Source organism: Pseudomonas sp. EU05-FHT14B02, from assembly GCF_058791055.1.
This window is the reverse complement of sequence record NZ_JBYTDD010000003.1, coordinates 220,995-234,328: the sequence shown is the minus strand read 5'-3', so window position 1 is coordinate 234,328 and position 13,334 is coordinate 220,995. Positions and strand designations below refer to the sequence as shown.

Here is a 13,334-nt window from a genome sequence, read left to right as displayed (position 1 = left end):
GCGTATAGCTGCCGCAAAAAACGATTCCTTTAGATCCAACGCGGCCAGTAAGGCCGTGTGAAAAACCGACCTATCCAATTTCACACGGGCACACTGGCCCTCACGCAGGAGACGACACGTCATGCTGAGCTGGGACGAATTCGACAAAGAAGACACGGAAGTAGCAGTCAAGAGCGCCAACGCTGGCCACGCCACCGAAGCCAACATGGACCGTCTCGACAGCGCCGGCGGTGCCGCCGCCCTGGAAGCCCGTGCCGTGACCGCCGCTGACTCCGCCGCCGTTGCCCGCGCCAAAGCTGCCCTGGATTCCCTCGACGTCGCCGAAGGCCTCGCCGAACTCGAAGGCGCCTCCGCCCGTGTCGCCGTTGACGAAAAGCGCATGATCAACTGCCGCGCCGACCTCAACCAACTCGTACCCTTCAAGTACGACTGGGCCTGGCAGAAATACCTGGACGGCTGCGCAAACCACTGGATGCCGCAAGAAGTCAACATGACCGCCGACATCGCCCTCTGGAAAAACCCGGAAGGCCTGACCGACGACGAGCGCCGCATCGTGATGCGCAACCTCGGCTTCTTCTCCACCGCCGACTCCCTGGTTGCCAACAACCTGGTCCTGGCCGTGTACCGTCTGATCACCAACCCGGAATGCCGCCAGTACATCCTGCGCCAGGCTTTCGAAGAAGCGATCCACACCCACGCCTACCAGTACTGCATCGAATCGCTGGCCATGGATGAAGGCGAAATCTTCAACATGTACCACGAGATCCCATCGGTCGCGAAAAAAGCCACCTGGGGCCTGAAATACACCCGCTCGATCTCCGATCCGAAGTTCGAAACCGGCACCGTCGAAACCGACAAAGAACTGCTGCGCAACCTGATCGCCTACTACTGCGTTCTGGAAGGCATCTTCTTCTACTGCGGCTTCACCCAGATCCTCTCCATGGGCCGCCGCAACAAAATGACCGGCGTCGCCGAGCAGTTCCAGTACATCCTGCGCGACGAATCCATGCACCTGAACTTCGGCATCGACGTGATCAACCAGATCAAAATCGAAAACCCGCATTTGTGGGATGCCGAAATGAAGGAAGAAGCTTCGCAGATGATCCTGCAAGGTACTCAGCTTGAGATCGAATACGCGCGTGACACCATGCCTCGTGGCGTGTTGGGCATGAACGCGGCGATGATGGAGGACTACCTCAAGTTCATCGCTAACCGTCGCCTGTCGCAGATTGGGTTGAAGGAAGAGTATCCAGGGACGACTAACCCGTTCCCTTGGATGAGCGAGATCATGGACTTGAAGAAAGAGAAGAACTTCTTTGAGACTCGGGTTATTGAGTATCAGACTGGTGGTGCGCTGAGCTGGGATTGATTCCCTAGTCGTGAAGTCGCATCAAAACCTGAACCCATCTCATCAAAAATGTAACGGGTTCTGCGAAAAGGGTTGCCAGCTGGCAGCCCTTTTTTGTTTTTGCTTCGGCGAAAACGAGACTATTGCGGTCGAAGAGGTAGAAGTTTCAGAGCGCGACATTGGCCGTATAGAGAAATCCGTGCGCGCCGGGTAAGAAATCCATGAGGTATTTCCTCGGCTGGCGACGGTAGGCATACGGACGGATTGTGAAGGGGTGAACCTAGTCGTTCATTTTACTAAGAAGGAAGGCGCTCCTGTCCGCTATATCGGTGGTGACGATCCTGCCGATGCGGCAGCGGTGCGTGAGCTAGATCTCCAGGAGAAGTTTTACTTAGAGGCGGCACAGCTCGCGGAGAAGCTCAGTCTGACGCAGCCAAAGGCCAGAGTATTACGAGTCCACTAGGGGGCGATGAGGATGTGTCCTGCCGTCATGTTTTTGAGTTTGGCTCGACCAGACATCCCTGTTTTTCTGACAACGCGTTCAGGAGAATGCGTGAAACCCTGGATAACCTGGATATCGAGGAGATTTGGCGGGCGCGTCCGCTATAGGAGAAGCTGACTCAAAACTCGACGGTCAGCACCTTGATACCCACCGCTTCGCAGAACCGTCCACAGTGGTCAGCGATCTCCCTACCCACACTGGCTCGCGCCGCGAGCAGATCGGCAGCCACTTGGCGCCGAGGCGCAGTTTTAGGCGCCAGGCCTCGCGGTCCCGCAGCACGCGAAACTCTCGCACCGCCCCGGTATCGACCTACGCGCCAGGGTCTACTGCTCAATGGATCTCTTCATTGGCAGCCCTTTCGTCCCACTACTACGCCATGCCCCCCTTTCGCCGAACATAGCTATAGCAAAAAGCCATCTTAAAGGGCGCAACTAAATCTCGGATCACGATACCGCGCCCGATTGTCACGCATTGGCACTGACTAACTCAGTCCACAATCGCCTCGACTCCCCCACCTGTGACTCCATCTCCCGAATCGAATCAACCACCAACCCGCGTCTGATTTCCGGTAAGCGTTCCATAAACCTAAGGACAGCGCGCTCAGCCGAAAAATCAGCCGCGCGTTGCAAGCATGAATAACGATTACAGCTTCTACACTACTATCAAGATACAAATGTCGACGGCGTTTCACGAAGATGGCACAGTGACACACAGCTCAAAAACTGAGGTAGTGCCGCTATAGACGTCGCCAAGAGCCTGCGCAGCGCTGCATGATTTTGAACCATTCAGCATAAGGATTTGCGTCAATGACCGCATACACCCCTGCTGTTAATCCCATAAAAGCTTGGCTCAGTGAATTTTTACTCACCCGAGAGCTATTCAAAGGACCCAACGGCAAACCTCTGTATAGCTACCAACTGTCCGAACACGAGTACGCATCCTTACGTGATTTACTTCGAAAGTATTTGCGTCTGGCGTCCAGTCCAGTACAGGCCATACACCTGGGAGCATGTTTTTGTTTATTCGTCAGCGAGCAGTACCGTAGAAATTACAACAGTTCATGGTCATGGTCAGGCGCTGAGAACGAGCTAGCCATCTCACTTTCACACAGCCAGCATGCAACCTTGACCAGTAAAGGGCTGGAATACTGGAGACGCCCTATTCGGTACCGTGAAAACGGTCGGGATTGGCTAGGGTCCCTTTTCGCAGAAGGCGGGTTACCTTGGCCCCTAGTTCAAAAGGAATCACATGGCTTTGGCAAAGCAGTCCATCGAGGCATTAATCTCTTCAGTGCAGGGAGCAGCCACAGGACAACTGCTGACCTAATAGCGGCGCACGAAGATGAATTGCCAATTTCATTTCGAAATCTAGAAACCAGGCAGCTGCTTGCCGGCATTGTTGAACAGTTGATGCATCTGGCTGGGCAATATCCGCTTAAGGATCAGAAAGACCCTGCTGCCTACCTGGATAAAGTCGCTCCTGAGTGGACAGAAGCCTTTCCAATCCCTCTTGATGAAACTAACGCTAGAGGTCTGATCAATGATTGGCTACATGATGCTGGCAAGCAGCGGCTTGATAGAAAAGAGGCCCTAATTCAAGCCAGAGCATTCACCTGTGAGCATTTCCTATTAGGCACACTGCCGGACTGGAGAATTAGGACAGAGCTGGCCTTGCCAAAGGAACACTCATTTGACATTGATGCCCAGCAGCTGGGTAGTACTCGGCTCGATCAAGCCTATTACGAAGGTGAGCACATATTAGCTCGTGGGCCAGCGGTGTATGCCCAACTGAACGAGTCGCGTCTGACGATTCGCTTCTCAAATCCCTCGATATCAATAGAACGTCGCCGGCTAGGCGAACCTGTCACGCTGCGTTTACTCGACAATGGGCGAGTTGTTCAATGTTATCAATTCGACGGCAGCGAGTTAGATTACGAGGAAACGCCGTTAGTTTTTGAGCAGCGGGCTGATTGCTGGCAATTAGTCGGAACATCCTCTTGCGGTGTTGCTGGTGAGTCCGCACGCATTCGCATTCCGACCAAATTTAGTATTTCGTCAGACGGCCCCGCACCATCACTGCTGACTACCGATAGAGAGAACGGCCAGTGGCTGGATTTACGAGCCGACATATCGCTCCAAAATGGCCCTGACCTCTATCGAATCGAGCTAAATCGAAATCTAAACGAACACCATAAGCCCGCTCTGGCCGGTGTTCAGGGGCTCTATGACAGCAACCCTAGTGTTGTTTATTTGGGTTGGCCACGACTGGAGTTGCCAGAAGACTATGAGTTTGATTTGGGCGATATTCTAGAGTTTGCTAATGGGCAACCCCTGGACACTCTTCGCCGTACCGGGCCCTTAGGTGTCGTTCGTTACACCTTGAAAAGCCGCACGGGAAAAACGCTTTTAACCCGCCGCTTTGCCGTCCTACCCAAAGAATTCGGTACCTCGTTGCTTCCTGCAATCACCGAAAAATCTGCTCGATTACAAGTCAAAGGTGCGCACCAGCTTGACTTAAAAATCGACAGCTCGCTGCTAATGGCCAAGCGATTGGAGACTGATCAGTCCGCAACCACTTTCAGCCTTGTTCATCTAGCTGATACACCTCCTGCTGGTTTTACGCTGGAGATCGACCAGAAAAACAGCAATCAGCCACTACGACTTCGCCTCCCGTATCCGTATCAAGGAGCACGGCTTATTGGACCGGACGACCGGCCCTCACGAGCACACCAACTTACGTTAACTGAGCTGATAGGTCATCGCATCGCATTGACCTCAGGGCAAACTCAAGGGCAAAGTTTCTACATGCAATTGGAACTGGTGTGCGAGGCGCTACCACATCCAAAACGGCACTATGAGATCAAAGTAGGCTCATCGCCCACGCTGCTAAATTTGTTTAGCTACCAAAATGACATGCTTCAAATGCTGGGGGCTGTCGACGAACAAGATGCGTTTATCAAACTCACCCTAGAAACCGAACAGCGCGCGCTCAGCCTGAATATCAGACGGTATAACGGCCGCTTGCAATGGGAGAGTCGAGACACATTCACAATTTGTGAAATAAGTAACGCGACAATTTTGAATGACGCCGAAGTTGAAGCAATGTTGCTTTCTGATCCTAAGCAAGCGCCAGTAAGAATTGAGGAATTCAAAAGCCAGAATGTTGGCACTGGGCGGTTTATTATACCCAATACCATGCTACGCGATGGTCCATGGCTAATCTATCCAGCCAAAAATGGTAAAACTCAATTTCGCCCTGCACTGTTCGTGTCGGCATCGTCGATTACTGATACTCAAACTGAAGTTTTCTCTCTGCACAGAGCGACACAGGTTTTCCACCCAAAAACCAACCCAAACGCCATCAGTCTACAAATCACAGTCATGGCAAAAGAGTTCGGACACAGTGGCTGGCAATATTTAGCGGATTTGAAGCAACACTACGCGCACCTGCCGTTGTCCTCATTTGAAAGCTGGAAGGCACTGTCAAAGCAACCAGAGGCGCTGGCATTCGCAGTGCTCCGACTAGAAATGGACGAAGCGTTCTGCGCTCGAATTCGCGATGAGCTGGCGGTGATCTGGGAAGCAATTCCTCTCCCCATCTGGGTCGAAGCGCATGTACGATTTTTGCGCGGGTTGATGGCGTGTGGCTTGCCTGAGATTCTCATCAAGAACCTTGAAACGAATCGCGCAGCCGTGTTGCGAATTGTGGTTTCCGGTTTTGATTACCTGGGCGACTACCTAAGTACTGGCAATAAAAGCAGTCTGACTAAGATCCCTCCCCAACTGGTGGTACCAGGCTGGAATCAAGCCTTGCGCCAACAGCACTCTACCAATAGGCAGTGGCCCACCGATCTTACTGCGGAGTTGACTAGCTGGCTCCTTCAGAATCCGATACCTGCATTCTTGAGAGAGATTACCCCTGTAGGTTTCACTAAAGCAGTTTCGTACTTACCAATTTTTTTGGCCTATGTGACGGCAGGCAAAGCCACCCTAAATGATCTTCCTGTACCGATGGCGTACCTAAAATTCGCCATTCGATTGGTTTCTGATTTTGACCGTCAGGGATGGTTCGCACCTACTCACGCACTGATGGTTTCGTATTTGCTAGCCTCCGAAGACGAGGCATAAGGAGTTCCGATGCGTTTTTTCACGGATTTAATTGAGCAAAGCCTTAACCGCACGCGGGAAGCAACCCTTGGTGTCCTAGGAATTAACGAATCAGGGCTTCGCCGTCATCTGAACGAAAAAATGGTTGATGAATTGGGCGCCGATGGCTGCTTTCTGGCACCTCCGGTTTTCGAACATACGTTTGGCTGGAAAGAGTCGGAAAAACGTCTTGTGGACTTAGAGGGGTCATTGCTCTCCAAAAGCCTGCTCAATACATTACAAAACGCCCATGCGTATGACTTTCCAAGAGAAGCCCATCCCTATACGCACCAGCTTCAGGCTTGGCGGACTTTGCTTAACGAGAAACCTCGATCTGCCATCATCACCAGTGGTACCGGCTCGGGGAAAACAGAATGCTTTATGGTGCCTATCCTTGAAGATCTAATCCGGGAGCGTGAGCGAAATCAGTCATCCTTGATTGGGGTGAGAGCGCTATTTCTCTATCCTCTCAACGCCCTAATAAACTCTCAACAGGAGCGTTTAGACGCATGGACCCGTGCGTACGGTAAAGATATTCGGTTTTGTTTATACAATGGTAAAACTGAAGAACGCGAAGGGGTCATTCGTAAGATTCAAGAACAGAAACCCAATCAGGTTTTGTCACGTGAGCTTTTGCGCAAAGAGCCTGCGCCAATACTAATGACCAACGCGACAATGCTCGAATACATGCTGGTTCGTCAGGTAGACAATCCTATCCTGGAGATTTCAAAGCAGCAGAAGTCTCTACGCTGGATTGTCCTCGACGAGGCACACACTTACGTTGGTTCTCAAGCCGCAGAAATGTCCCTCCTGCTGCGCCGCGTCGTTCAAGCCTTCGGTAAAAATCCTGAGGAGATTCGTTTCGTCGCAACATCGGCCACCATCGCTGGGGGTGAGGCCGAAGAAAAGCTGAAACGCTACCTTGCAGACCTCGCAGGAGTGCGGCTAGAACAAGTCGACGTCATTGGAGGATCTCGCGTTTGGCCGGATATCCTGTTCGACTCGAAAGTCGAAAAAGCCTCGCTGGAGGTCGTGCAGTCTATCGAGAATGAACAAGAAATATCACCGTCCCGTTTTGATGCTTTAGGACGCAATTCAATAGCACGCTCGTTAAGGCATGCGATTGTTAACTCGACCAAACCGTTGGATTTAAATGAATTACTGGCGATACTGAAATCCGAATTAATTCCTGGCTCGCGGTTGGAGCAGCAACGGGAAGTGTTAGGTTGGCTCGATGTATCAACTGGCACCCGACGCCATAAGGACGAACCGCCGTTTCTTAAGCTACGGACCCATCTTTTTCAACGAATGCTTCATGGACTATGGTCCTGCATAGACCCCAATTGCACTGCCAAATCTGCCAGTCTGAGTGAATGGCCATTTGGCAACGTCTACGTTCATCAACGTGCACTCTGCGAATGCAACGCGCCAGTGTACGAATTAGGATTTTGCGATGACTGTAAAACTCCGCATTTGATTGCAGAGGATCGCAACGGGGTTCTTCACCAATTAAGCCCGTACGCAGGGGATGAGTTTTCTCTGAGCTACGAAAGCGGCGAAGAAGAGACGTCGCCTGAAAGTGTAGTAACCGGCCCCACTACTAGTCGTACGTATGCACAACGTTTGGTAATTGCCGGTTTGCAGGTCGCACAAGATCCCTTTTTTGACGTCAGCCTCGATCTCGACACCCACGGCTTATGTGCTACTAACTCTGCGCGCCCTATCAACATTACCATCGCCGAAGAGAAAGTGGCTTGCTGTAGTCACTGCGATCACGAACTTCCAAACAAAAAAAGCTTTCTGAGAAAAGCGTACTTGGGCGCTCCATTCTATGTTGCGAATGCCGTCCCGACCGTGCTGGAGTTTTGCCCAGATGCCGACAAAAAAGACAGCAATGAGCGCTCCCCAGAAGAATTACCCGGTCGGGGTCGCAAGCTAATTACGTTCACCGATAGCCGTCAAGGTACGGCACGTATGGCCGTACGCATGCAACAAGAAGCCGAGCGTTCGCGGTTGCGTGGCTTAGTATTTGAAACACTTCGGAACGTTCAGGCCAAAGCTGATGCGGAACCTAAAGACGTTCCTACTGGCAACTATGATCTGCTGATGCACCAGGCAGAAGGCTTAGAACAGTCGGGAATGGGTGTAATGGCGGCAGAGCTTCGTAGAAAAGCAGCCGCGCTACGATCCGGCAGCGCCCCACAAAAACGAATCGTCAACGTCGATTGGGGAAGCATGGTGTATGAGCTAGCGGCATCCAAAGATGTTGAACAGTCAATCCTGCGCTACAACCGCTACGCCAATCCTGTCCTTTTTGACGGGAGCCAAGGTGGCGCAACCATGGCTCGCTTACTTTTAGCTCGGGAATTTTCCCGACGCCCAAAAAATCAAAACAGTACGGAGACTCTCGGCCTCGTAAAAGTAACCTACCGAGGTCTCAAAGAAATTAGCTCTACACCGCCGATGTGGACGGAAACAAACGCGGTACCGGCGACAGGACCATTTTCGGCGCCTGAAACTCGCTTAACTCTTGAGGATTGGCACGACTACCTTAAAGTTGCACTTGATTTTTACGTGCGCGAGAACACCTTTATAAACATGGATCGCGACATGCAATCCTGGATGGGCAGCAGGTTCACCCCCAAATCGCTGTTCTCTCCAAAAACCGAGATGGAAGAAAGCACAACAGTAAAAAAATGGCCTCAAGTAAAGTCCGGGAATCCGCATCGGTTAGTAAAACTACTGGAACAAGCCACCGGATTGAATCGGACAGTCGCTACAGATGCGGACAAAATCAATGCTTGGCTAGAGGCTGCGTGGTCTGCTCTGACACAGGCTCTCATCCTGGAGCCCGCAGACCCTGGACATCGTCTGAAGCTAGAAACACTGACCTTTTCGCTATTAGAAGAGGGGTGGCTCTGCCCGATAACACACCGAATCTTTGACTCAACTTTTCGTGGGCTCACCCCCTATTTACCCATAAAGTTGCGTCCGCAAGACTATCGTTGCCAGAAAATCCAACTCGCCTCGCTAGCTAACCTCCAGATAGATGGTAGCGCCGTGGCCAAGCAATTGCAGATTCGTGCGCAGGTCTTACAAGATTCGATCATCCAGCACCTTCGGTCTGAAAATCTCTGGACTGATATCAGCGACCGTACCGTGGAAGGCGGATTTTACTATCGAACCGCAGAACATTCGGCTCAGCAGTCGGCCCAGAGACTCGATGACTATGTTGACCTGTTTAAGAAGGGGGATGTCAACGTACTCAACTGCTCCACGACCATGGAGATGGGCGTAGATATTGGGGGCATCTCTGCTGTAGTGATGAACAATCTGCCGCCCCACCCTGCCAACTATTTACAACGGGCCGGACGCGCCGGACGCCGCAGTGAAGCGCGTGCGATAGCCTACACCCTATGTAAAGCGGACCCTCATAACCAGCGCGCGTTTGCACAGCCCAAGTGGCCATTCATTACCGCCATTCCCGCCCCCACCATTACCTTAAGCTCTTCTCGCATTGTTCAGAGGCATGTCAATTCGCTGCTGCTGTCTATTTTCCTAAAGTCAAAAACCAATAGCGACGGTGACCGAACCAGGCTGACCCTCCAATGGTTTTTTGGCGGTGACGACTCACCCTGCCTGCAATTCAAAAGCTGGCTGACAAGTTGTCAGACCGAATTCGCAGACCCAATCAAACGCCTTGTCAGCGGAACCTGCTTAGATGGCTGCCTGATCAGCTCAATCTCAGCCGAGACTCAGGAAAGCGTACGTATTCTGGAGGACCGATGGCTCGAAGAGTCTCGAAAGCTCAACGCTAAACTGCAAGCGGCGACAGATCTACCGTACAAAAAAGCGCTAGAGCTGGAGAAAAAACGTCACGACGGTGAGTACTTGCTGCGCGATCTCGCGTCCCGTACGTTCCTCCCAGGATATGGATTTCCTACCGATGTCGTGACACTCAATACCTACAACATTGAGGACTTCAAGCACCAGCGAACTCATCCTGAGAGTCGTGAAGACAGCATTTTCAACAACAAAGAGCTTCCGTCTCGCGGCTTAAACATTGCGATCCGAGAGTATGCACCTGGGTCGCAAGTGGTAATCGATGGGCGAGTCTATCGTTCGGCAGGAATCAGTTTGCAATGGCATGCGTCAGGCCAAGTAAACGAAGCACAAAAATTTGATATCGCCTGGCGATGCTCAAATTGTGGTGCGACAGGCGTAATCGAAAATGCGTACACCAACAGCTCCGAGCTAACGTGCTCACACTGCATGCACGCAATTCAACCAAACGAGCGCCGAACCGTCCTTCGCCCTGGCGGCTTTGTAACCGACTTCTATGAGTCCACAACAAACGACATCACTTCTCAGAAGTTCATCCGAGTCGAACGACCTCGCATCCAACTGACTGGCGAGACGATCTCGCTGCCCGACAAACGGTGTGGTTTCGTTCGATTTGGTCACGACGGCAGTGTGTTTCATCATTCATCCGGTGAACACGAAAAAGGTTACGCCGTGTGCCTAACCTGCGGACGTGCAGATTCAATGCTCGCCTCCGGTGACATTCCTAAAAATCTGCTTCCAGATCAGCTACACCGGCCAGTGGGCGGGATCATAGGAAGTCGTAAAGAATTCGACTGCCCCGGCACGGCAGTTAAGCCTAACCTGTTCCTGGGCTATCAAATTCGCACTGACGTCATGGAGCTTTACTTGAGAAGTCCCCAGACAGGCCTGTGGCTCGGAGATAGTCTGACAGAGCAAACCATAGCCACGACTCTTGCCGTTGCGCTACGCGACGTAATCGCCGAACTTTTGGGTATTGCCAGCACAGAAATGGGCTTTGGATTCCGTCTTGATCGCGATATCGAAAGTGGACAAGGGCGAACGGTCATTCAGCTGTTCGATGAAGTCAGCGGAGGAGCCGGGTTTGTCCTGGCTGGCTTAGCGAATACCACCGAGCTATTACGTAAAACGTTAGGGAAACTGCATTGCCCGGTTAACTGCGAAAACGTCTGCTCACACTGTCTTGCCGGTCAAGACAGTCGAGTGGAGCGAGAAGAGCTTGACCGCGAACGCGCCATGGAGTGGCTGACCGTGTCGGGCCTAATCGAACATTTAGACTTGCCCAGCGAGTTTGCAACTGTATTGGGGGCTAGTTATTGCTCGACCGGCCCGATCCGCTATTTGTCCTCTGCGATCAATTCAGCGGAACGCGGTGAAAATGGCACCTCTATTTTACTGGTGATAAGCGGAGATGCAGAGGACTGGGACCTAGACCACCCTTACTTCCGTGAAAAGATTTTGACTTGGGCTATCGCTGACAAACTCAAGGTGATACTGGCAATTCCTTCAGGAGCTTCGCTAAGCAAAGAACAGAAGAACACCCTCTTTGTCCTGGCTAGCCTTGGGGTGGGGATTGAGGAAATGGATAACACCCTCCCAGTGATCAAGCCTTACCTGGTGGCCCAAATACATTCCAAGTCGGGCATCAAGAGTCTTTTTAGCAGCGATGCCTCCGCTGCGACTCCAGGAGCCGGCTGGCTGAATAGCAACGATGGAATAGTATGGGCTGGAAGCGACTGTGTTTCTGCTTGCGGTGGCCAGTCTATCGACGTCCGGAGCTGGCGCCAATTTGAGCAAGGTGCACGGGTCATCGAAATCACCCACGAACTTGACGGGCCTATCAACAACTTGCATAGACGTCTCGCTACTCTCATTGAGAAGCACGCGCCCGAACTGACTGAGTTGATTGCGACGGACCAAGCATCAGTGGTCAGCTATTCCGACCGGTATTTGAAATCTCCTTGGTCGTTAATGTTGTTAAGCGGTTTTCTTGAGCTTTTCAAAAATGAAAAATTTGAGTCGCTTCGAATTCAAACGCTAGCATCCAGTGGCGATCAGTCCAGCAATCAAATTAGTCATGATTGGAGGTTTCAACTTGATCAAGAAGCACTTCTTAAACTTTGGTTGGGTAGTCAGTTCTCCATCTCACCGGAAATTGAAATAAAAGAACGAAGCAGGGAGCTTCAACACGCGAGAGTGATAACAGTAGATTGGGTATCGGGTAAGCGCAGCAAAATTTTCCTTGATCAAGGAATGGGGTACTGGCGAGGTAGAATGCCGTATCGCGACCAGATGGGATTTGATTTCCGTGCTAACCACGAAAGCCAAGCGCTACAAATGTTGGAGAAATATAAAATGGCGCAAATGTGTCCTAGCGGTGATTGGCCCACTTACATGAGTCTGCTCGTGAGCTAAGCCAAGCACCCAATGAGCCAGAGAGTGGTGTCCACCTAAGTTGAAGTGGACGCCACTCGTCTGTCTTTAAAGGCACTCCAAAATTATCTGTGCGTCGGATTTCTTTAGACCACTACACAATTCGAACATCTGATAGCCCCCGATCTGATCGGGGCTTTCTTATGGGGGTAGGAAAACTCCTACTCGCATCTTCAGCAATCGTTAAAACTCCTACGGAAACTCCAGCTCCTTCCGCATTGATGACCATTCAAAGCGCCTCTAAGATCTATCGCAGGTGCCTAAGAAACGCCCAACGTAGAAGCTAACTTCGCCACACAGACCGCATGCTGTTATCAGCTATAAATGCGTAATCCTGTGCCAGAAAGGGATAGCTTGTTGGGATTTCTTAGATCCTCTACGTCGGGTTCGGCCCTCATCAACTTCATACGTAGGGGTAATGGAAATGCCAGTCGACACGCACAACCGCTCTGCGGTACCTCAAAGATCAGTCATATCTGATCCGTACATTTCGACAATTTTCACTCGCCACAACCTCCCTCTACACGCCCTTCTCCTTGAAAACCAACCATGGTTTTGCGCCCGTGATATCGGCCGCTTGATGGGTTTCCATCTAAGTGAGCGCATGGTTAACAAGCTAGACAAGGACCAGCACCGAACATTGTGGATTGAATATTACCGGCAACCGGAAAAGCAGTTGATGCTCAGTGAATCCGGCGTATATGCACTGTTGGTGTATCACTACGTGCCCGGAAATCGGTTACTGCGTGAGTGGATCACCCATCAAGTGGTGCCGGCCTTACGTGACGCGGAGCAGTCGGACAATTCGGATCGACCGATGCTGAGCTTGTTGGATTGGCCGGAGATGTCGCTGAGCCTACTGCATTGGCAGGATGAGCCGTGGATTCGGCTGCGTGATATGCCTTATCTGTTGCTCGATCACACGCAACGGCGGATGCCGGTGGTTAAGCCTTGGTGGCGGAAGGTAGTGCAGGTGTTTCAATTGTCAAAGCAATCGTTGAGTTAGGTGACGTGCTTGTAGGATCGCTTGCGAGATTTGTCTCTGTTTTGTGTAGGAGTTTTC

General features: G+C 51.6%; 4 protein-coding genes. All 4 read left to right on the top strand.

Features of this window, described 5'->3' with window-relative positions; all coding sequences use genetic code 11:
• The first annotated feature begins 121 nt into the window (after positions 1-121).
• The 4 genes from AC3WTM_RS04830 (at position 122) to AC3WTM_RS04815 (ending at position 13,277) form a co-directional block, all read left to right on the top strand.
• Entirely contained in the window at positions 122-1,369 is a 1,248-nt protein-coding gene (locus tag AC3WTM_RS04830; protein WP_007978181.1) for a ribonucleotide-diphosphate reductase subunit beta, read from the top strand.
• A 1,287-nt stretch (positions 1,370-2,656) separates the two neighbouring features.
• A complete protein-coding gene (locus tag AC3WTM_RS04825; protein ID WP_102670288.1) occupies positions 2,657-5,977 on the top strand; it encodes an STY4851/ECs_5259 family protein in 3,321 nt (1,106 codons plus the stop codon).
• A gap of 9 nt (positions 5,978-5,986) precedes the next feature.
• Positions 5,987-12,253 (top strand): DEAD/DEAH box helicase, encoded by a 6,267-nt coding sequence (locus AC3WTM_RS04820; protein ID WP_102670289.1) that lies wholly within the window; start codon positions 5,987-5,989, stop codon positions 12,251-12,253.
• 442 nt (positions 12,254-12,695) lie between these two features.
• Positions 12,696-13,277 carry a BRO-N domain-containing protein gene (locus AC3WTM_RS04815; RefSeq protein ID WP_219736600.1) on the top strand — a complete coding sequence of 194 codons (582 nt, stop codon included), beginning with the start codon at positions 12,696-12,698 and terminating at the stop codon, positions 13,275-13,277.
• Positions 13,278-13,334: the final 57 nt, after the last annotated feature.

Excerpts from the sequence above, each read along its gene's own strand:
- AC3WTM_RS04830 (WP_007978181.1), top strand. The coding sequence starts at position 122 with ATGCTGAGCTGGGACGAATTCGACAAAGAAGACACGGAAGTAGCAGTC.
- AC3WTM_RS04825 (WP_102670288.1), top strand. The coding sequence starts at position 2,657 with ATGACCGCATACACCCCTGCTGTTAATCCCATAAAAGCTTGGCTCAGT.
- AC3WTM_RS04820 (WP_102670289.1), top strand. The coding sequence starts at position 5,987 with ATGCGTTTTTTCACGGATTTAATTGAGCAAAGCCTTAACCGCACGCGG.
- AC3WTM_RS04815 (WP_219736600.1), top strand. The coding sequence starts at position 12,696 with ATGCCAGTCGACACGCACAACCGCTCTGCGGTACCTCAAAGATCAGTC.